The organism is Bacillus methanolicus PB1, from assembly GCF_000262755.1.
Classification (GTDB): Bacteria; Bacillota; Bacilli; order Bacillales; family Cytobacillaceae; genus Bacillus_Z; species Bacillus_Z methanolicus.
In genome coordinates, this window is sequence record NZ_AFEU01000002.1 from 905,949 (window position 1) to 927,390 (window position 21,442).

General features: G+C 39.8%; 20 protein-coding genes and 2 riboswitches. Of the genes, 18 read left to right on the forward strand and 2 right to left on the reverse strand.

Annotated elements, in window-relative coordinates; genetic code table 11:
• Positions 1 to 46: 46 nt before the first annotated feature.
• The 5 genes from PB1_RS09395 to PB1_RS09415 all read left to right on the forward strand — a co-directional run bounded on the left by PB1_RS09395 (position 47) and on the right by PB1_RS09415 (position 4,520).
• A complete protein-coding gene (locus PB1_RS09395) occupies positions 47 to 1,051 on the forward strand; it encodes a FecCD family ABC transporter permease (protein WP_003352133.1) in 1,005 nt (334 codons plus the stop codon).
• Positions 1,048 to 2,103, forward strand: coding sequence for a FecCD family ABC transporter permease (locus tag PB1_RS09400; protein WP_003352134.1), 1,056 nt, complete (start codon positions 1,048 to 1,050; stop codon positions 2,101 to 2,103). Before PB1_RS09395 ends, PB1_RS09400 begins: the two co-directional genes overlap by 4 nt.
• A gap of 34 nt (positions 2,104 to 2,137) precedes the next feature.
• Positions 2,138 to 2,971 carry an ABC transporter ATP-binding protein gene (locus tag PB1_RS09405; RefSeq protein WP_003352136.1) on the forward strand — a complete coding sequence of 278 codons (834 nt, stop codon included), beginning with the start codon at positions 2,138 to 2,140 and terminating at the stop codon, positions 2,969 to 2,971.
• Between the two features lie 83 nt (positions 2,972 to 3,054).
• On the forward strand, positions 3,055 to 3,306 hold the full coding sequence (locus tag PB1_RS09410; RefSeq protein WP_003352137.1) for a YusU family protein: 252 nt from the start codon (positions 3,055 to 3,057) through the stop codon (positions 3,304 to 3,306).
• A gap of 296 nt (positions 3,307 to 3,602) precedes the next feature.
• A complete protein-coding gene (locus PB1_RS09415) occupies positions 3,603 to 4,520 on the forward strand; it encodes a proline dehydrogenase family protein (RefSeq protein ID WP_003352138.1) in 918 nt (305 codons plus the stop codon).
• Positions 4,521 to 4,766: 246 nt separating this feature from the next.
• On the opposite strand, the gene PB1_RS16965 is transcribed toward PB1_RS09415, so the two are convergent.
• The gene (locus tag PB1_RS16965; protein WP_003352139.1) at positions 4,767 to 4,898 is read right to left on the reverse strand and encodes a YuzL family protein; all 132 of its coding nucleotides are present in this window, start codon (positions 4,896 to 4,898) and stop codon (positions 4,767 to 4,769) included.
• Positions 4,899 to 5,156: 258 nt separating this feature from the next.
• Here PB1_RS16965 and PB1_RS09420 point away from each other — a divergent pair, with 258 nt between their 5' ends.
• The 3 genes from PB1_RS09420 (at position 5,157) to PB1_RS09430 (ending at position 10,624) form a co-directional block, all read left to right on the forward strand.
• A complete protein-coding gene (locus tag PB1_RS09420) occupies positions 5,157 to 7,538 on the forward strand; it encodes a 3-hydroxyacyl-CoA dehydrogenase/enoyl-CoA hydratase family protein (protein WP_174269858.1) in 2,382 nt (793 codons plus the stop codon).
• Between the two features lie 66 nt (positions 7,539 to 7,604).
• Complete coding sequence (locus tag PB1_RS09425) at positions 7,605 to 8,780, forward strand: acetyl-CoA C-acetyltransferase (RefSeq protein WP_003352143.1); 1,176 nt, start codon at positions 7,605 to 7,607, stop codon at positions 8,778 to 8,780.
• 59 nt (positions 8,781 to 8,839) lie between these two features.
• Positions 8,840 to 10,624 (forward strand): acyl-CoA dehydrogenase family protein, encoded by a 1,785-nt coding sequence (locus tag PB1_RS09430; protein WP_003352144.1) that lies wholly within the window; start codon positions 8,840 to 8,842, stop codon positions 10,622 to 10,624.
• A 280-nt stretch (positions 10,625 to 10,904) separates the two neighbouring features.
• Here PB1_RS09430 and PB1_RS09435 read toward each other — a convergent pair whose 3' ends face one another.
• Positions 10,905 to 13,055: a PAS domain-containing sensor histidine kinase gene (locus PB1_RS09435; RefSeq protein ID WP_003352146.1), complete on the reverse strand. Its 2,151-nt coding sequence runs from the start codon at positions 13,053 to 13,055 to the stop codon at positions 10,905 to 10,907.
• A gap of 320 nt (positions 13,056 to 13,375) precedes the next feature.
• Between PB1_RS09435 and PB1_RS09440 the strand changes: the two genes are divergently transcribed.
• From PB1_RS09440 to sufC, 10 genes are all read left to right on the forward strand, one after another.
• Positions 13,376 to 13,735, forward strand: a complete 360-nt coding sequence (locus tag PB1_RS09440) for an arsenate reductase family protein (RefSeq protein WP_003352147.1) — start codon at positions 13,376 to 13,378, stop codon at positions 13,733 to 13,735.
• Between the two features lie 97 nt (positions 13,736 to 13,832).
• Entirely contained in the window at positions 13,833 to 14,216 is a 384-nt protein-coding gene (gene gcvH, locus PB1_RS09445) for a glycine cleavage system protein GcvH (protein ID WP_003352148.1), read from the forward strand.
• Positions 14,217 to 14,404: 188 nt separating this feature from the next.
• The gene (locus tag PB1_RS09450; RefSeq protein ID WP_003352149.1) at positions 14,405 to 14,770 is read left to right on the forward strand and encodes a toprim domain-containing protein; all 366 of its coding nucleotides are present in this window, start codon (positions 14,405 to 14,407) and stop codon (positions 14,768 to 14,770) included.
• A 1-nt stretch (position 14,771) separates the two neighbouring features.
• A complete protein-coding gene (locus tag PB1_RS09455) occupies positions 14,772 to 15,083 on the forward strand; it encodes a thioredoxin family protein (RefSeq protein WP_003352150.1) in 312 nt (103 codons plus the stop codon).
• A 274-nt stretch (positions 15,084 to 15,357) separates the two neighbouring features.
• Positions 15,358 to 15,458, forward strand: a riboswitch (SAM riboswitch).
• Positions 15,459 to 15,525: 67 nt separating this feature from the next.
• Positions 15,526 to 16,842: an O-acetylhomoserine aminocarboxypropyltransferase/cysteine synthase family protein gene (locus PB1_RS09460; RefSeq protein ID WP_003352152.1), complete on the forward strand. Its 1,317-nt coding sequence runs from the start codon at positions 15,526 to 15,528 to the stop codon at positions 16,840 to 16,842.
• 146 nt (positions 16,843 to 16,988) lie between these two features.
• Positions 16,989 to 17,102, forward strand: a riboswitch (SAM riboswitch).
• Positions 17,103 to 17,298: 196 nt separating this feature from the next.
• Entirely contained in the window at positions 17,299 to 18,324 is a 1,026-nt protein-coding gene (locus PB1_RS09465) for a methionine ABC transporter ATP-binding protein (RefSeq protein WP_003352153.1), read from the forward strand.
• Complete coding sequence (locus tag PB1_RS09470) at positions 18,317 to 18,985, forward strand: methionine ABC transporter permease (protein WP_003352154.1); 669 nt, start codon at positions 18,317 to 18,319, stop codon at positions 18,983 to 18,985. The genes PB1_RS09465 and PB1_RS09470 overlap by 8 nt, the downstream gene beginning before the upstream one ends.
• Before the next feature lie 13 nt (positions 18,986 to 18,998).
• A complete protein-coding gene (locus tag PB1_RS09475; RefSeq protein ID WP_003352155.1) occupies positions 18,999 to 19,853 on the forward strand; it encodes a MetQ/NlpA family ABC transporter substrate-binding protein in 855 nt (284 codons plus the stop codon).
• Positions 19,854 to 20,189: 336 nt separating this feature from the next.
• Positions 20,190 to 20,342: a YuzK family famiily protein gene (locus PB1_RS17715; protein ID WP_420796298.1), complete on the forward strand. Its 153-nt coding sequence runs from the start codon at positions 20,190 to 20,192 to the stop codon at positions 20,340 to 20,342.
• Positions 20,343 to 20,640: 298 nt separating this feature from the next.
• Positions 20,641 to 21,426 carry a Fe-S cluster assembly ATPase SufC gene (gene sufC / locus PB1_RS09480; RefSeq protein ID WP_003352157.1) on the forward strand — a complete coding sequence of 262 codons (786 nt, stop codon included), beginning with the start codon at positions 20,641 to 20,643 and terminating at the stop codon, positions 21,424 to 21,426.
• Positions 21,427 to 21,442 lie beyond the last annotated feature (16 nt).

Here is a 21,442-nt window from a genome sequence, read left to right on the forward strand (position 1 = left end):
GAAAAACGATTCATATATAAATAAAAAGGCTGGAAGGTATTTGGCTATGCTGTTAAAAAACACAGGGCAGAAATGGATGGGGCTATTGATAGGCATTGTTTTGCTGGTTTTTTTAATATGTGCAAGCATTGTTTTTGGGTATACGGATACAACCTGGAAAATGGCTATTGACGCATTCACCAATTTTAATGGATCAAACGAACATCTCGTCATTCAATCGGCCAGAGTTCCTCGTGCATTAATTGCGGCTGCCGTTGGAGCGAGTTTAGCGATTTCAGGAGTCTTAATGCAAACGTTAACAAAAAATCCGCTTGCATCTCCGGATATTTTCGGAGTAAATGCAGGAGCCGGAGTTGCGGTCGTAATTGGCGTAACGATGTTAAGCATCGGGAATCTACATTTTTTCACTTGGCTTTCTTTTTTGGGAGCAGCTTTTGCTGCTATAAGTGTTTATGTAGTTGGTTCTATTGGCAGGGAAGGATTAACTCCGATGAAGCTTACACTTGCAGGCGCCGCAATGACTGCCATGTTTTCTTCTTTTACTCAAGGTCTTCTTGTATTAAATGAAGCCGCGTTGGAACAAGTGTTGTTTTGGCTTGCAGGATCCGTTTCCGGAAGAAAGCTGGAGAATTTAAATGCTGTCCTTCCATATTTGGCTGCGGGATGGATTGGCTCGCTGTTCATAGCAGCAAAAATGAATGTTTTTTCTATGGGAGAAGATGTGGCGAAAGGACTTGGATTAAATACTGTGCTTTTAAAATTAGGTATTGGAATAATCGTCATCCTGCTTTCAGGAGGGGCAGTTGCCGTTGCCGGCCCCATTGGATTTATTGGAATTGTCGTCCCGCATCTAACCCGATCAATCGCAGGAATTGACCATCGCTGGGTAATCCCTTTTTCAGGTGTGCTTGGCGGAGTGCTATTGATAGCAGCTGACATTGCATCAAGGTATATTTTGATGCCCCGGGAAGTTCCGGTCGGTGTCATGACAGCCATTATAGGAACCCCATTTTTTATTTATATTGCTAGAAAGGGGTTCAACCGGCAATGAAGCAATATATAAACTTTCGAATATTTAAAGGGAAAATATCATATTTAATCGATAACAAAGGACTATTTGTTTTTTTTGGATTGTTTTTTACGGCATCATTTGTTTTTGTTTTAAGTACAGGAATGGGAGAAATGAAAATCAGCCCTCTGACAGTTTTGCAAGTGTTGTTCGGAGGAGGATCTGAAATGGACCGCCTCGTTATTCTGTCGTTCCGGCTGCCGAGAATCATCGTTGCATTAATGGCCGGAATGGGGCTTTCAGTCGCCGGCGGGATTTTGCAGGGTATGATCAGAAACCCGCTCGCTTCTCCTGACATCCTGGGAATTGCCGGGGGAGCTTCTGTTGCGGTTGTCTGTTTTTTAGCTGTTTTTAGTGATAAAAACCATGCTTTGACAGTAAGCATTAGTTGGCTGCCGGCAGCCGCATTTTTTGGAGCCGCTGTCGTTGCTTTTCTTGTTTATTTTTTATCATGGAAAAACGGAGTTTCATCGGTAAGGCTCGTTCTTATTGGTATTGGAATGATGACATTGATGAAGGCTTTAACAACCTTATTGATGATTTTAGGGCCTATTTACCAGACGAGCCAGGCAAATATTTGGATTACCGGGACCGTTTACGGGTCAAACTGGAAAAACGTTGGAGTTCTCGCTCCATGGACTGTTCTTCTTCTCATAATAGCCTTTATTTATGCAAGACATGTTAATATCCAAGAGCTTGGCGATGATGTCGCAACCGGTCTTGGGGGCGATGTTCAAAGACAGCGATTCATTTTACTGATGATCTGCACCGGTCTAATTGGCAGTTCTGTCGCTTTTGCAGGGGGAATCGGCTTTGTCGGTTTAATGGCACCTCATATGGCAAGGAGGCTTGTTGGCTCAGCCTTTGGTGCATTGTTGCCTGTTTCGGCACTTCTAGGCGGAATCATGGTCATGATTGCAGATTTAGTGGGCCGCAGCTGGTTTTCACCGCTAGAAATACCGGCCGGTGTCTTCACAGCGAGTATAGGGGCGCCATATTTCATATATTTATTGTTTAAAACAAGGGATTCTTAGGTTTGAAGAAAAAATAGTAAAGGAGCATGTATCAATGGGGCAAGCGATTGAAACAAATAAGCTGACACTTTCATACGGAGAAACCATTGTTATAAATGAACTTGACCTTAAAATCCCAAGAGGTGAGATCACTGTTTTTATCGGAGGGAACGGCTGCGGAAAATCGACGCTGCTGCGTTCCATTGCCCGGCTTCTTAAACCAAAATCCGGAGCCGTATTGCTTGAAGGGGAGGCCATATTGAAATTATCAACAAAAGAGGTAGCAAAGAGAATGGCAATTCTTCCGCAATCACCGTCAGCACCTGAAGGCCTAACCGTTCTTCAGTTGGTGAAACAAGGAAGATATCCATATCAATCTTGGTTGAAACAGTGGACAATCGAAGATGAAACAAAGGTAAGAAGTGCGTTGAAAGCAACCGGTTTAGAGCATTTAAAAGACCGGACTGTCGATTCTTTATCAGGCGGACAGCGCCAGCGCGCCTGGATTGCTATGACTCTTGCTCAGGATACGGATATTATATTATTGGATGAGCCGACAACTTATTTGGATATGGCCCATCAAATTGAAATTTTGGATTTGCTTTTTGAATTAAACGAAACAGAAAAACGAACAATTGTGATGGTTCTTCATGATTTAAATTTAGCGTGCCGTTATGCGCATAATATTGTCGCAATTAAGGATCAGAAGATTTATGCCCAGGGAAAACCGGAAAGTGTTATTAATTGCAGCCTCGTAAAAAATGTATTTGGCATGGACTGCGAGGTTACAATGGATCCTTTATTTGGAACACCGTTGTGCATTCCGTTTGGAAAAGGAAGATGCATCTTAAAAGAGGCTGCGGTTTTACATGGATCCGCAACTAACTGATTTTGAACAAGTACAATTAAAAAAGTGCACTTTACGTGAAAAATATCAAAAAACACAAGATTTTTATGTGAGGAGGGGGCATTTTGGAAGAAAAATTTAAAGGGCAGTTTGATGCGTTGCTTAACAAATATACCGAGCTGTTACTCGGTGAAAAGAATGATGATTTAAAAGAAAAGGTGAAAATATGGGCATTATACACGCATATTGCTAAATCTATGCCGCCTCTTGCCAAGCATTGGAACGAATTATACCCGGATGCAAAGGAAGAAATGAAACATCTCATCGGAGAAATTAAACAGTTAAATGATGCCCATCGTGCAAAAAAGAACGAATAAAAAGGGTCTGACTTCATCCAAAAATGGAAATATATTGAATTGTTTTTTCGTTAGAGGGGTCTGGCCCTCTTTTTCTTCATTTTTAGCTTCACAATAAAGTCGTAATCGCACATAAAGCAACCAAATAATTGTTATACTATAAAAATATTTTATGTGACAAAAATCGATCTTTTTCCTGCGAAATCATATTCAAAAAACTTAATAAGTGATAAAATTAAGAAGGCAATTTTACATATAAAAAAATAATTAAAATTGAATTTCAGAAAAGTGTAATCGTTTTCATATGGAGGTAGATTATGGAACAGGCAATGAGAGATTTCTTTCTCTTTTTATCTAAGAATAAAACATTAACAAAACTTGCAAAAAAATATGGCTTGCGCTTTGGTGCCTCCCGTTTTGTTGCCGGTGAAACAATCGAACAGGCAGTGAATGTCATTAAGGAGCTTAACAAAAAAGGCTTAGTTGTTACGATCGATTACCTTGGAGAGTTTGTTGATAATGAAAAAGAAGCAAATGAAATGGCTGATAATTCGATTAAAGCAATAAAAGCAATCGGCCGGGAAAAGTTAGACTCTCAGCTTTCTCTAAAAATGACTTCGATGGGATTGGATATTTCCAATGAAGTTGTTATGCGAAATATGCGCCGCATTCTTGATACAGCAAAAGAAAATGGCGTATTTGTTACTATTGATATGGAAGATTTCTCACGGTGCCAAAAAACACTCGATATTTTTAAACAGTTAAAATCTGAATACGACAATGTCGGAACGGTTATCCAAGCTTATTTGTACCGCACCGTTCAGGATATAGAAGATTTGAATCAATACTCGCCAAATCTTCGTCTTGTTAAAGGGGCATACAAAGAATCTCCGGAAGTCGCTTTTCCGGATAAAAAAGACGTTGATGAAAACTTTAAAAAGATCATCAAAATGCATTTACTGAACGGCAATTATACTGCTGTTGCCACACATGATGATGCGATTATTGAATATACAAAACAGCTTGTAAAAGAGCATAATATCCCGAACAGCCAATTTGAATTTCAAATGCTTTTCGGAATTCGCCCTGAAAGGCAGTTAGAACTTGCAAAAGAAAGCTATAAAATGCGCGTCTATGTTCCATATGGAACTGATTGGTACGGTTATTTTATGCGCCGTCTTGCAGAACGCCCGGCAAACGTTGCGTTTGTATTAAAAGGAATCTTAAAAAAATAAGAAATGAGCATGAGTTTTAAACTCCCAACCCTAACATAGAAATAGCTTTCATTATAAAACAAAACCAACATAATAAGGCGGCGTGAGCGAAGCCAAGCTATAAATATTTACAAAGCTAAACAAGTATCTTGCTAAAGATAAGTTGCCATTTCTATCTTTGTTAGCGTAGCTCCGCCCCTTTTCCACAGAAACTGAAAGAGGCTGACCCATAAATGACTGGCTTTTCGTTTTGGGTCAGCCTCAATTCTACTTTTTATACTGATTATTTTGGCTGTTGACTTTTCCGCCGCCGTCCATTTCAACTGTCGGACCTGCATTGCCTTTTACGCTGGCAGCGCTGACTCCTCCTTTAGAAGGATTCTTTTTCCTTTTCGCCATAGCTTTTACCCCCGATTTCCAAGGTTGTGTCAGTAAAAAGCTCCAATCATGCAAGCTTCAATTTTAGAATGCCCATTTACTATAATCAAAACAAAAAAATATTTTTTCTTAAAATTTTCATTTTTCTGTTTCTTGTTATTGCGGAAACTTTTTATATATTTTATATTTGAAGTAGCAAAACACTTTTGCAGGTAAATTTTTTTTTGACAAAAAATGAATGATCATTCATTCAAAGTGTCAAAGGGGGAGACAAAGTTGATCGAACGTATTCAAAAGGCTGCGGTTCTTGGATCAGGAGTAATGGGATCAGGAATTGCAGCACATCTGGCTAACATCGGCATACCTGTATTATTGCTGGATATTGTGCCTCGCGAGTTAAATGAAGAAGAAAAAGAAAAAGTCTTAACTCTTGAAGATAAGCAGGTCCGAAACAGAATCAGCTCTTCCGCACTCCAAAAATTGTTGAAGCAAAAGCCGGCTCCGCTAACTTCCAAAAAAAACCTTGCCTTAATCGAAGCAGGGAACTTTGAAGATGACATGAAGCGGTTAAGCGAAGTTGACTGGATAATTGAAGCAGTTGTTGAAAATTTAAATATTAAGAAGCAAGTATTTGAAAAAGTGGACCAATACCGTAGACCGGGCAGCATTGTCAGCTCCAATACTTCCGGCATTTCTGTTGAGGCAATGGCGGAGGGGCGGTCAGAAGACTTCAGGAAACATTTCCTTGGCACTCACTTTTTTAACCCTCCCCGGTACTTAAAGCTGCTTGAAGTGATCCCTGCAAAGGATACAGCACCGGAAGTCTTAGATTTTATGAAGCAATTTGGGGAAGAAGTTCTCGGAAAAGGAGTTGTTGAAGCAAAAGACACGCCGAACTTTATTGCAAACCGGATCGGCACATACGGCCTTCTTGTTACTGTTCAGGAAATGCTTAAAGGCGGGTACAGTGTGGGAGAAGTCGATTCCGTTACAGGTCCGCTGATCGGACGTCCGAAAAGCGCCACTTTCCGGACTCTTGATGTTGTAGGACTTGATACGTTTGTCCATGTCGCAAATAACGTTTATGAGCAAGTTGAAGGCAATGAAAAAGAAGTATTTGAAGTGCCTGCTCTTATAAAAGAAATGCTCAATAAAGGCTGGCTTGGAAGCAAGTCAGGCCAAGGATTCTTCTTGAAGCAAGGCAAAGAAATTTTAGAATTGGATCCAAAAACACTGGAATACGGCCCGCGAAAAAAATTAACAACAGCCGCTGCTGAAATGAGTAAACAGGAAAAAGGCACTGCCAACAAAATGAAAGCGCTTGTATATGCTGATGATCGGGCCGGCAGCCTCTTATGGAATATTATCAGCACGGTTCTTGTTTATTCCGCTGAACTTCTCGGAACAATTGCTGACGACATTGTCGCAATTGACAGAGCCATGAAGTGGGGATTTGGTTGGGAACTGGGTCCGTTTGAAACGTGGGATGCAATCGGTCTTGAAAAATCATTGAAAAAGCTTGAAGCATCAGGAACAGAAGTGCCTGTTTGGGTAAAAAACATGGTGGAAAAAGGATTCAGTTCTTTCTATAAGGAAGAAGAAGGAAAGGTTTACTTCTACCATAACGGTGAATATAAGCTTTTAGAAGAGAATCCAAAAGCAACCAACATTAATCTTCTTAAGAAACAAAAAGGTGTCATTAAAAAGAACAGCGGTGCAAGCTTGATTGACTTTGGCGACGGTGTAGCGCTTCTTGAGTTCCATTCTCCTAATAATGCCATCGGCCTTGATATTCTTCAAATGATTAATTTCGCGATTGGTGAAGTTGAAAAGAATTATAAAGGTCTTGTCATTGGAAATCAAGGGAAAAACTTTTGTGTCGGCGCCAACCTGGCAATGATCCTTATGGAAGCTCAGGATGACAATCTTTTTGAACTTGAAATGGTTGTCAGAAATTTTCAGAAAGCTGCAATGAAAATTAAATATTCCAATAAGCCGGTAGCAGCGGCGCCATTTGGTATGACGCTTGGCGGAGGGGCAGAAATTTGCTTGCCTGCAGCTCATATACAGGCTTCATCAGAAACATACATGGGCCTCGTTGAAGCAGGAGTAGGTCTTATTCCGGGCGGAGGCGGAAATAAAGAACTTTATATTAAGCATCTCGAAAGTCTTCCAAGCGGCATTGATGTTGACTTGCAAAAGGTTGCGAATAAAGTATTTGAAACGATTGCAATGGCGAAAGTGTCGACTTCCGGTGAAGAAGCACGCGAATACTATTTCTTAAAGCAAACAGACGGAATAAGCATTAACGGAGATCATCTTCTTTATGAAGCGAAGCAGGCTGTATTGGAGCTTTATGAAAAAGGCTATAAACCGCCTGTTCGCAAAAAAATACCGGTTGTTGGAGAAACCGGTTATGCAACCATGCTTATTGGCGCCCAGTCGCTGTACTACTCCGGCTATATTTCAGAACATGATTTGAAGATAGCGAAAAAACTTGCTTATGTCATTGCCGGAGGGAAAGTGCCGTTTGGAACTGAAGTGGATGAAGAATATTTGCTTGATCTCGAAAGAGAAGCATTCCTGAGCCTTGTCGGAGAACCAAAAACGCAAGCCAGAATGCAGCATATGCTTCTTAAAGGCAAACCACTTCGCAATTAAATTACATTGAGTTTAATAGATTAATAAGAACATAGGATTCTCACTTTTAGAAAGAGAGGGAACGAAATGAGAGAAGCGGTAATCGTGGCAGGTGCACGTACTCCGGTTGGGAAGGCGAAAAAGGGAACGCTTGCCAATGTACGTCCGGACGATTTAGGGGCGCTGGTTGTGAAAGAAACGATAAAACGCGCCGGCAATTATCAAGGAAATATCGACGACTTGATTATGGGATGTGCCATGCCGGAGGCTGAACAGGGAATGAATGTGGCCAGAAATATCGGGGCTCTGGCAGGCCTTCCGCATACTGTGCCTGCCATTACCATCAACCGCTATTGTGCATCGGGCCTCCAATCGATCGCTTATGCAGCTGAAAGGATCATGGTTGGCTTCTCTGACACCATTATTGCCGGAGGAGTAGAATCAATGAGCATAGTTCCGATGATGGGCCATGTTGTTCGTCCAAATGCCAAACTTGCGGAAACGGCTCCGGAATATTATATGGGAATGGGTCATACAGCTGAAGAGGTGGCAAAAAAATACGGAATTTCCCGTGAAGACCAGGATGCTTTTGCGGTGAAAAGCCATCAAAAAGCGGCAAAAGCCATTCAGGAAGGAAAGTTTGAAGAAGAAATTGTTCCGGTTGATGTAACGATAAGGTCCTTTGATAAAAATAATAAGTTAGTTGAGAAAACGATCAAGTTTACGAGAGATGAAGGCGTCCGCCCGGATACAAATATAGAAACGCTGGCAAAGCTTCGGCCTGTATTCTCCGTTAACGGTACTGTTACAGCGGGAAATGCGTCGCAAACAAGTGATGGAGCTGCGGCAGTGATGGTAATGGACCGTGAAAAAGCCGAATCACTCGGCTTAAAGCCTCTGGCCAGATTCAGATCATTTGCTGTCGGCGGCGTGCCTCCGGAAATTATGGGAATCGGACCTGTAGCAGCCATTCCTAAGGCGTTAAAACTCGCCGGATTGGAATTATCCGACATCAGCTTGTTCGAATTAAACGAAGCATTTGCATCTCAATCGTTGCAGATCATTCGTGAACTGGGCCTCGATGAAGAAAAAGTCAACGTGAACGGAGGTGCGATTGCCCTCGGCCACCCGCTTGGATGTACGGGAGCAAAGCTGACTCTTTCGCTTATTCATGAATTAAAAAGAAGAAACGAACAATTTGGTGTTGTAACAATGTGTATTGGCGGCGGTATGGGAGCAGCCGGAGTTTTCGAATTACTGTAATAACAAAATTGGGAGATCCGCAGGTGTTCATTCCAAATAATGAATGGGGGAAAAAGAAAATGTCGAACGAAACTGAAAGCTTGATAAAAGGCGGAAGCTTTCTAATTGAAGATATTTCATATCATCAAGTCTTTACTCCTGAAGATTTCACTGATGAACAAAAAATGATTGCAAAGACAACAGAAGATTTCGTTATGAATGAAGTTGTTCCTGAAATTGAACAATTGGAAAACCATGATTTTGACCGATCTGTAAAATTATTAAAACTAGCAGGGGAATTAGGCTTATTAGGTGCAGACGTACCTGAAGAATACGGGGGCCTGGGGCTTGATAAAATAAGCTCAGCTCTCATCGCAGAGAAAATGTCCCGCGCCGGCGGGTTCTCCATATCGCACGGAGCACATGTTGGTATCGGCTCCCTGCCGATTGTCCTTTTTGGAAATGAAGAACAAAAACAAAAATACCTTCCGCTTCTGGCAACAGGTGAAAAAATTGCAGCATATGCTTTAACAGAACCGGGTTCTGGTTCTGATGCACTCGGCGCCAAAACAACAGCAAAATTAAATTCTGAAGGGACTCATTATATCTTGAACGGCGAAAAACAATGGATTACAAATGCCGGCTTTGCAGATGTATTTATTGTTTACGCAAAAATTGACGGCGAACATTTCACTGCCTTTATCGTAGAAAGAGAATGCCCTGGCGTTTCAACAGGTGCAGAAGAAAAGAAAATGGGGATCAAAAGTTCCTCTACAAGGACATTAATTCTGCAAGATGCTCTTGTACCGAAAGAAAACCTTCTCGGCGAACCGGGAAAAGGGCATGTCATCGCGTTTAATATCTTGAATATTGGACGCTATAAGCTTGGAGTTGGCGCAGTGGGAGGTTCGAAGCGTGCATTTGAAATAACTGTTCAATATGCAAACCAGCGCCAGCAGTTTAAAACACCAATTGCAAAATTTAATTTAACTAAAGAAAAACTGGGCACGATGGCTTCTAAGCTGTATGCTGCTGAAAGCTCCGTTTACCGCACAGTTGGTTTGTTTGAGGAGCGTATGAGCAAATTAACGGATCAACAAGTAAAAGACGGTTTAGAAGTGGCGAAGTCGATTGCTGAATATGCGATCGAGTGCTCCTTAAATAAATTTTTTGCAACAGAAGTCCTAGATTATATTGCTGACGAAGGGGTTCAAATCCACGGCGGGTACGGATTTATGGCGGAATATGAGATTGAAAGAATTTATCGTGATTCAAGGATCAACCGCATTTTCGAAGGGACAAACGAAATCAACCGTCTTCTTGTTCCTGGAACATTTCTACGCAAAGCAATGAGGGGCGAACTTCCGCTGCTTCAGAAGGCACAAGCCATTCAGGAAAAATTAATAATGCTTATGCCGGAAGAACCAGGCGATGAGCCGCTTGCACAAGAAAAATATTTAGTGAAAAATGCAAAAAAAATCGGCTTGCTTGCTGCGGGCCTTGCAGTACAAAAATATGGAAAAGCGCTTGAAATCGAACAGGAGATCCTTGTTAATATTGCTGATATTATATCAAATGTGTACGCAATGGAATCAGCTGTATTGCGCACTGAAAAAGCGATTGAAAAATTCGGCATGGAAAAAAGCAAACAAAAGCTTCTTTATACGCAAATTTTTTGCCAGGAAGCTTTCGATGAAATTGAACATCATGCGAAAGAAACGATTGTTGCAGCTGAACAGGGTGATACGGTTCGTATGCTCATTTCTGCACTGCGTAAATTCACCCGCCATACACCAATTAATGTAATTGCCAAGAAACGTGATGCTGCGGACAAAATAATTGAAGCAGAACGTTATATTGTTTAATCTAAAAGGCCATTTTATTAAAATTTAGGAAAAACTAATCTCATTCATTAATATTTAACATTATATGGAGTGAAAAGAAAAGGATAGAAAAGGCAGTTTTATTCTGCATGCTCTATCCTTTTTTGTGCTACGAATGACCTCTTCCACAATTTCATATGCGTTATTGCAGTAAATTTCTATTTAGTTTTATGGAGTATGCCGACAAAACGTGGGGAATTATACGCTAATGGAAACCCTGAACGAGCAAAGCTGGCGGAAGACGCCGTTCCTCGAAAGCCATTCAGCAGTTTTCTTGTGTTAACGGTAGGTTAACCTCTATAATCGTTCCTTTGTTTACTTCACTTTCTATATGTACTTCGCCAGAGTGATTCTCAATAATTTTTTTGCTGACCATAAAGCCCAATCCTGTTCCTTTTTCTTTTGTTGTATAGAACGCTTGCCCCAACTTAGAAAGAATTTCTTTTGGCATTCCAATTCCTTGATCGATAAAACGGAAAATCATTCTTTTATTCTCTTTTTTTCTGATTTGGATCACTAATTTACCGCCTGTAGGCATGGCTTCAATCGCATTTTTAATATAGTTGATAAAAGCTTGTTTTAATTGATTTTCGTCACAATGAATATGAGTAACCTCCGGTTGAATTTCGGTGACTATTTCAACATTATTCAGGATCGCTTGAGCATCCATAAGAGTAATGACCTGCGTCAATAATATCCTGACATCTTTCTGTTCAAATTTGCTTATTTGGGGCTTCGCTAGAATCAAGAGTTCACTAAGAATTTGTTCAATTCGCTCCAATTCAGAAGACATAATATCGAAATACTCTTTTTTGTCGCCAAAATCGGACTTCATCAAATGAATGAACCCTTTAATCGAAGTCATGGGGTTACGGATTTCATGAGCGATTCCGGCAGCCAATTGACCCGCAACGGATAATTTTTCGGTAATTTGCAGCATTTCTTGGGACTTCTTCCATTCTGTTATATCCCTTATTGAAATCCAACAACCATCCATATTCCCTTTTGGATCATGAATCGGCGAAATGGTTAAGATGACATTCAAAATTACCCCATCTTTTCGCAAAAGAATGGTTTCTGTCCCTATAATATAATTTCCTTTTTTGACCTCCACATAGAATTTTTTTACCTCTTCGATAACTTCAGGTGGAAGACATGGCAAATCGAATAATCGAACGCCGATTATCTCCTGCTTCGTCCAGCAAAACGTGTCTTCAAACGCTTTATTAACCCGTACAACATTCCCTTGCATATTGAAAATCAGAATGGCATCTACATTATTTTCAATAAAATTTTCAATAAAAGATTCTAGTTGTTGAGATTTTACTTTAAGGGCATCCTCCGCTTTTTTTCTTCGGGCGATGTCCCGGCAAATTCCTGTGATTCCAATAACTTTACCTGCACTATCACGGATAGGTGAGAGGGTGGCGCTGACATCAAGCAAACTTCCATCCTTCCGTTGACGAATGGTTTCTAAACCAGCCATAGATACACCTTTTTTGATCTTTTCATGGATATATATGGTAGAATCTTTTGCAAAATCCGGGATAATCGGCAACTTCTTCCCGATAATGCTATCAGCAGACCAACCAAACATTGTCTCGAATGCAGGGTTAATTTCTAAGACACGATCTTCTAAATCAATCACCCAAATCGCATCCGCATTGTTCTGAATAAAAGATTCTAGTCTTTCTTTCGTCTTCCGAAGTTCTTCCTCTGCTTGTTTTCGTTTCGTGATATCACGCCCTATACCTATTGTTTTAACAATTTCTCCATGATCGTTTCTTATTGTTTTGACCGCAGTTTCGAACCAAACATAGTGACCATTTTTGTGTCGAACTCGACAAACAAAAATCGCTTCATTGGATTTCTTAAGAAAATCCGAATTTGTTAAGGTTATTACATCATCCGGATGACAAAATTCATATGGGAACGTACCGATCACTTCTTCCGGTTCATAACCCAACAATGTCTTAATTGAAGGGGATACATATTGTGTTCTGCCTTCAGGAGTTGCGATTGAAATAAGATCTTGGGAATTCTCTGATATCAATTGAAACAATGCATCGTGTTCCCTCTTTTCCTGAGTAATATCTTTAAAATATATAGTCAGCCCATTTAATAAGGGATAGGCCCTCACATCGAACCATTTTTCAAGCAGTGGAAAAAAAGCATCAAATTTAACAGGCTTTTGGTTTAAAACTGCCTTATGTAAATATTTATGCAATGTTAAATTTACAGATTCTGGAAATTCATCCCATATATTTTTACCAATCAGATCGTCTCGACTTCGAAATAAAAGACGAGCAGCCTCGGCATTAACGTAGGTAAAATTCCAATTTTCATCCAATGCAAAAAACCCATCCGTAATCCTCTCTAATATCTCATAAGCATCTACTTTTGGAGTGTTCATACATTGTCCCTCTCCTTTAAATGATTAAATATGTATAGTTAGTCAATATTCTATTATAATCTAAAAATTTCCTGCCTAACTTGAAGTAGCAATCGCTTTCATCTAATTGATAACCTATCGGCGGCTGTCGCAATTTGTATAAAAGAGTAGTTAGAAATTCTTTAAATTTTACAGAGCAGGAAGGAGATTTTTACTTTGCAAATTTTACTGCAAGAAAATTTAGGATAATATCACTCCATGTTAGGAAATTTACAACTATTATGGTACTATGGCATTGACAGAATAAAAATTTGGATAAGATAACATTGGGTGGTGGGTTGATGGCATTAGCTTTTTATTGGTATCCTAAATGCAGCACTTGCAGAAAGGCGAAAAAGTGGCTTGAAGATCATAATGTAACTTTTAAAGAAATACATATTGCAGAAAATCCTCCTTCACGTCCGGAATTAGAAGAAATGATCGAAAAAAGCGGGCTTGAATTGAAAAAGTTTTTTAATACAAGCGGTCAAAAATATCGTGAATTAGGCTTAAAGGACAAAATAAAAACAGCCTCGAAAGACGTACTGCTTGATTTATTAGCTTCAGACGGCATGTTAATCAAACGTCCCATTGTAACCGACGGCAATAAAGTAACCGTAGGTTTTAGAGAAGAAGAATTCGAAAAAATGTGGCTATCTTAAGAAAATCTTGAAGAAATTAGTTTTTGTTGGCAAACATAGGTGAATAATTGTTATTATTCGATTATAGAATATGAATTAATTTTGGAGGGATTATCATATGAATACACCAAAAGAGCTACGCTATTCTGAAGAGCACGAGTGGGTAAAAGTAGAAGGGAACAAGGTGCGTGTAGGAATCACTGACTTTGCACAGTCTGAACTAGGCGACATTGTTTTCGTTGAACTTCCTGAAGCAGGGGACAAAGTGACTGTAAATGAGCCATTTGGAAGCGTTGAATCTGTAAAAACTGTTTCCGAATTATATGCGCCAATTAGCGGCAAGGTTGTAGAAGTAAATGAAGAATTGAATGACAACCCTGAATTTGTAAATGAATCTCCTTATGAAAAAGCATGGATGATTGTAATTGAACCATCTGATATAAGTGAAGTCGACAACTTAATGACAGCTGAACAATATGAAGAAATGATAAAAGAAGATTAATTTTTAAAGCGCCTTGAAGTTTCAAGGCGTTTTTTTCATGATTTTCCAAACGAACTTCCAAGGCTTGTCTTTTGCAATCATTCTAAAAATAAGTAACAATAGAGTTATCTGCAATGGAGGACTACACAAAATGAATAAAAACTGAATATGGTGATGTAAGAATATTACTCTATTCTCAGGTGATAAAGATGATCGAAGAAAAAATTGAGAAAGTCTTAATTGTTGAGGGAAAATCCGATAAAAGAAAAGTCAAAAGCATTGTAAAGGAGCCTGTTGAAATTTTTTGCACGAATGGGACAATCAGTATGACAAAACTGGATGAATGGATTGATCTCCTTTTTGAAAAGGATGTTTATATACTTGTTGATTCAGATGAAGCAGGTGAAAAGCTGCGCAAGCTGTTAAAAAGGGAATTCCCTAACGCTGAACATTTATACATTGACAGGATGTACAGGGAAGTAGCAACTGCTCCGGAACATCATTTAGCCACCGTACTATTGGGAGCGAACATCGATGTTCACACCCATTATTTAAAAAAGGATGATTATTTTTAAGATGAAGGAATGGACACAGCAAGATATAAAAAACTTAGTAAAAGATAAAAAAACAGCAGTTATCTATTTTTATACTCCTTTATGCGGAACTTGCCAGGTCGGAGGAAAGATGCTTGAAGTCGTTTCAGAATTACTGCCGTCAATTCCCTTCGGTAAAGCCGATCTAAATTATATGCCCGATCTTGCAAAAGAAATTTTAATTGAAAGTGTGCCTTGTATAATGTTAGTAAAGGATGGCGAATGGATGGAAAAAATCTATGCTCTTCGTTCTGTTCCTTATTTATTGGACAAAATTAAAACGATAATAAATTAATGAAAAATCAGGTGCTTTTTGCCTGGTTCTTTTTTTTAGACTAAAGCAAAGCAGCTTAAATGTGAAGTTGTATAATTTGACATATTTCTCGGGAAATGATTGGTATTGTTATTTTTAATGTCGAACGTGTGATAAAGGTATTTAACAAATAACAAGGAATCTATTAATGATGAAAATAATTTCTTACTAAAAGGATAATATTAGTTGACTATGAGAATAAAAGGTGATACTATCGTTTTAAATATTCAAACTAGTTTGACGGAAAAATTTTATAATCTTATCAAGAGCGGCGGAGGGACTGGCCCGATGAAGCCCGGCAACCGGTTTTATACACGGTGCTAATTCCAGCAGAGCGGCTGCTCTGGAAGATAAGAAGAGATGATTAAGATCCCTCTTCTTATGGAAGAGTTTTTTTTATCTGTATTTTGAAGGAGAGTTGATGATGACGGAAAAACAAAAGAAATATCGATTTGAAACATTAGGAGTTCACGGAGGATTGTCCCCTGATCCGGTAACGGGGGCAAGAGCTGTACCTATCTATCAAAATAACGCTTATCAGTTTAAGAATACGGAACATGCTGCAAATTTATTTGGATTAAAAGAGCCGGGCTATATTTATACGCGGATTCACAATCCAACTGTCACAGTATTCGAAGAAAGGGTTGTATTGCTTGAAGGCGGTGCTGGCGCGTTGGCACTTGCCAGCGGACAGGCTGCCATCACTCTGGCAATCTTAAATATTGCTGAAGCAGGAGATGAAATTGTAGCAGCTTCCAATTTATATGGAGGAACGTATAACCTTTTTACCGTTACGCTTCCGAAATATGGCATTAATGTTAAGTTGGTTGATTCTACGGATCCGGAAAATTTCCGCAAAGCTATAACGGAAAAAACAAAGGCTGTTTTTGCTGAAACAATCGGGAACCCTTCTTTAAGAGTGCTGGACATTGAAAAAGTTGCAAATATTGCTCATGAAGCGGGAATTCCGTTAATTATAGATAATACGTTTGCCACCCCATACCTTTGCCGTCCAATCGAGCATGGAGCTGATATTGTCATCCATTCTGCAACAAAATGGATTGTTGGAAATGGGACAACATTAGGAGGAATTATTGTAGATGGCGGAAAATTCGATTGGAATTCACCAAAATTCCCTGGTTTCACTGAACCGGATCCAAGCTATCATAATATTGTTTACAGTGAGGCGCTTGGTCCTCTCGCTTATATTGTAAAAGCTCGTGTCCAGCTTCTTAGAGATATGGGCCCGGCATTAAGCCCGCAAAATGCTTTTCAATTCACTTTGGGACTGGAGACGCTCCATGTGCGGATGAAGGAACATGTTGCAAACGCACAAAAAATCGTCAGTTATTTGGAAAACCACCCGGCTGTAAAATGGATTCTGTATCCTGGACATGAAAGCCATCCTGATAAAGCACTTGCAGAAAAGTATTTGCCAAAAGGAGCTGGCTCGATCGTTGTTTTCGGAATCGAAGGAGGACGGGAAGCTGGCGCCAAATTGATCAATTCTCTAACACTTTGGGCGCATGTTGCCAATGTCGGCGATGCAAAAAGTTTAATTATCCATCCGGCCAGCACTACTCATCAGCAGTTGGATGCTGAAGGATTAAAAGCAGCCGGGGTTCCTGAGGATCTCATTCGCCTTTCAGTTGGCATCGAGCATGTGGATGACTTAATTGAAGACCTTGAGCAGGCAATTGAAGCGGCTACAGGTATAACATCACTATCCACAGAAGCTTAGAAATTCAAAAACCTAATAATAAATAATCTGAAACAAATTAAAATGCAAGTCATTGACACCTTTTTATATCCGTGATATGATAACGTTTGTAATTAACTGCTGCTTAAATCTATTAAATTATTAATTGAATAGAGAATGATGTTTCGCTCTTATCAAGAGAGGTGGAGGGATGTGCCCTATGAAACCCGGCAACCGTCACTGGCATTTATGCAGTGAAATGGTGCCAATTCACACAAAGCATCAGCTTTGAAAGATGAGAGAAAGGATAGATAATAATAATGCCTTTCTGCTCATTTTGCAGAAAGGCTTTTCATTTAATCCGAGCAGGGTGATCAGCGGAAATGATGAATGAATTGCCGCTTTCTGCTGAAATATAAAGAAACGCCAATAAGCAGCCTGAGATTACAAATTGATAACTATCTATGTGTTAACGCAGATATAAAGAAGGTGAATCATTTGATTTCAATAAAAAACGTGAAAAAGATTTATCCTTCCAAACACGGCCAAGTGAAAGCGGTTCAAAATGTCAGCCTGGAGATAAAAGAAGGAGAGATCTTTGGAGTCATTGGCTATAGCGGCGCCGGGAAAAGTACATTAATCCGGATGCTGAACGGCCTTGAAATTCCGACAGAAGGTTCCATCACAGTTGCTGGCAGGGAAGTTTCAAAAATCAGAGGAAGAGATCTGCGAAAAGCCCGCCATGAAATCGGTATGATTTTCCAACATTTCAACTTGCTTTGGTCTCGCACCGTTCGTGAAAATATCGCATTTCCTCTTGAAATTGCCGGAGTAAATCGAACAGAACGGCTTAAACGTGTGGATGAGCTAATCAAGCTTGTTGGTTTGGAAGGACGTGAAGATGCATATCCTTCTCAGCTAAGCGGCGGGCAAAAGCAAAGAGTTGGCATTGCCAGGGCACTTGCTAACAATCCAAAAGTCCTTTTGTGTGATGAAGCAACATCAGCATTGGATCCGCAAACAACTGATTCCATTCTTGATTTGCTTGTGGATATAAATAAACGGCTTGGATTGACCATCGTCCTGATAACGCATGAAATGTATGTCATCAGAAAAATATGCCACCGCGTTGCGGTAATGGAAGGCGGCAAAGTAGTCGAACTGGGATCTGTCCTGGAAGTATTTAAAAACCCACAGCAGCCGATTACAAAGAGGTTTGTTCAACAGGTTACAGAACCGGAGGAAACAAAAGAAACTGTTCAGCACTTGCTCGAAAGCTATCCGCATGGACAAGTAGTCAAGCTGACGTTTGTCGGGGATGCTGCGCAACAGCCTCTTATGACAAACCTTTTACGTAATTACCAGGTTACGGCGAATATTCTGCAAGGCAAAATTTCGCAAACCCAAAACGGGTCTTACGGCACTTTGTTTATTCACTTAGATGGTGAAAATGAAGAGATTACAAAAGCAGTTGATTATATCCGCTCACAGCAAGTTGGAGTGGAGGTGATCAATCATGCTTGAAACATTTATGCCTAACGTTAACTGGGAGAAAATGTGGGAAGCAACATTCGAAACGCTCTACATGACCGCTATTTCCGTTTTGGCAACTTTCGTATTTGGAGTCACTCTTGGGTTATTGCTTTTTCTTACTTCAAAAGGAAATTTATGGGAGAACAAAGCTATTAATACGGTCATTAGTGCGTTTGTCAATATTTTCCGTTCTATTCCATTCATCATTTTGATTGTTTTATTGATTCCGTTTACAAAATTGATTGTCGGAACGATGATTGGAGAAAATGCGGCACTGCCGGCGCTAATTATTGGTGCAGCCCCATTTTATGCACGAATGGTGGAAATAGGCCTTCGGGAAATTGACAAAGGCGTGATCGAAGCGGCGAAATCGATGGGAGCAAAAACAAGTACTATCATATGGAAAGTTCTGCTTCCTGAATCGATGCCTGCTCTTGTTTCCGGGATTACAGTTACGGCCATTGCGTTAGTCAGCTATACAGCAATGGCAGGCGTAATCGGCGCCGGTGGACTTGGAAACCTTGCATATTTGGAAGGATTCCAGCGCAATCGATTTGATGTAACTTTTATGGCAACAGTTATCATTTTAATTATCGTATTTATTATCCAATTTATTGGAGATTACTTTACATCAAAAATAGACAAACGTTAAAGGGGGAAAAATTATGAAAAAATGGTTAAGTGTCATTTTAGCACTTGCAGTTGCACTAGTAGTAGCTGCATGCGGAACTTCTGAAAAGGAGTCCACAGGAAGCGAAGGAGGCAAAGAGGGTAAAGAAGAAGGCAAAAAAGAATTAGTTGTAGGTGCATCTAACGTGCCGCACGCTGAAATTTTAGAAAAAGCTAAACCGTTGCTTGCTGAAAAAGGAATCGACATAAAAATTGAAACATTCCAAGACTATGTTTTACCGAATCAGGCACTGGATGAAGGAGAACTTGATGCCAACTACTTCCAGCACATTCCTTATTTAGAAACGCAAAAGAAAGAACATGGCTATGATTTTGTAAATGCAGGCGGAATCCATATCGAACCAATCGGAGTTTATTCTAAGAAATATAAAAGCCTTGATGAGCTTCCTGAAGGAGCGCACATCATCATAAGCAACTCTGTTGCTGACCATGGCCGTATTTTATCAATGCTTGAAAAAGAAGGCCTTATTACTTTAAAAGAAGGCGTAAATAAAACAGAGGCGACTATTGACGATATAGTCGATAACCCTAAAAAGTTAAAATTTGATGCAGAATATGAACCTTCTTTGCTTCCGCAAATTTTTAACAATGGCGAAGGCGATGCAGTCCTTATTAACTCAAACTTTGCAATTGATGCCGGATTGAATCCAATTGAAGACTCGATTGCAATCGAAGGTAAAGATTCCCCGTATGTGAACATCATTGCGGTTCGCAAAGGTGACGAGAATAAGGAAGAAATTAAAACTCTTGTAGAAGTTCTTCATTCGAAAGAAATTCAAGATTTCATCCTTGAAAAATATAAAGGAGCCGTTGTACCGGTTTCTGAATAATAATTGGCGGGAGGCTGTCTCAAAAGCCTAAGGGTCAGACCCTTATGAGACAGCCCCTTTTTCATATATATTCAAGCGTACTTAAATGAAAGAGCCAAACTTAAATCTTCGGGGGTTCCATTTGGCAGGATTCTCAAAAAATTCTGTGAAAATGGAAGCACAGCTACATTCAATCCTTTGCCATTCCAAAATAACGGCGTATTTACCGTTTTTTCGCTTTTGAACCGGATATTGAAAGAATGTTAACATTAAATTGTTCAACAATCGCCAACAAGCGAAAAAAAACGAAGGGAAGGATTCGTTATCAGTCATTTACAGTTGAACTATACAAGCGGAATGGAAAAAGCTATGCAAGCAGCCCATGGTGTTGGATACGAAGTTTACTGCCGGAAGCGTGATGTACGAATGCGGATAGAAAAGAAGCGTGAAAAAGAATATATAAAAAGCCAACGGATGGTTGCGGATTTAGTGCGAAAATTTCATTTTTAGAGATGCAACCTATATTAATAAGGAAGAAAGAAGGAAACCAGTGCAATTTGTGCACTGGTTTTCAACTTATATGCATACAAGCAAAACAAAGGGGAAAAAATTTTGTGGACATGCATATTGGTGCGAAAAAAGAATGGCTGCTTCGTACAAGGTCCCCATCAACAGTTAATAACTGAAAAAGTTGCTAACACTTTTCATTTGTTATAAGATTGTAATGAGAATAAAATGAGAATAGAGAGTATGCGGTCTTAAAAAGCCGACAGATACAAATCTTTCTTTTCGTAACGGAGGTATTATAATGGCAGGATCGACATTAACAATTAAAGACCTACATGTAGAAATTGATGGTAAAGAGATCTTAAAAGGTGTAAACATTGAAGTTAAAGGCGGAGAAATCCATGCGATAATGGGGCCTAATGGTACTGGTAAATCAACGTTATCTTCAGCTATCATGGGGCATCCAAAATATGAAGTAACAAAAGGCAGCATTACTCTTGACAGCCAGAACGTTTTAGAAATGGAAGTGGATGAACGTGCACGTGCCGGCCTGTTTCTTGCTATGCAATATCCTAGTGAAATCAGCGGCGTAACAAATGCTGATTTTCTGCGATCAGCGATTAACAGCCGTCTTGGTGAAGGAAATGAAATTTCATTAATGAAATTTATCCGTAAAATGGACAGCAAAATGGAATTATTAGAAATGGACTTGGATATGGCACAGCGATATGTAAATGAAGGGTTCTCAGGCGGGGAGAAAAAACGGAATGAAATTCTCCAGTTAATGATGCTTGAGCCGAAAATTGCCATTCTTGATGAAATTGACTCCGGACTTGACATTGACGCCTTAAAAATTGTGTCAAGAGGCATTAACGAAATGAGGGGCAAAGATTTCGGCTGCTTGATCATTACTCACTATCAGCGTCTTTTAAACTACATTACTCCTGATTTTGTGCATGTTATGATGCAAGGCCGTATTGTTAAATCAGGCGGGCCTGAGCTCGCACTGCGCTTAGAAGCGGAAGGATACGACTGGATCAAGAAAGAACTTGGCATTGAAGACGAAACAGTTGGGCAAGAAGCGTAAGCGTTAGGGGGATAAC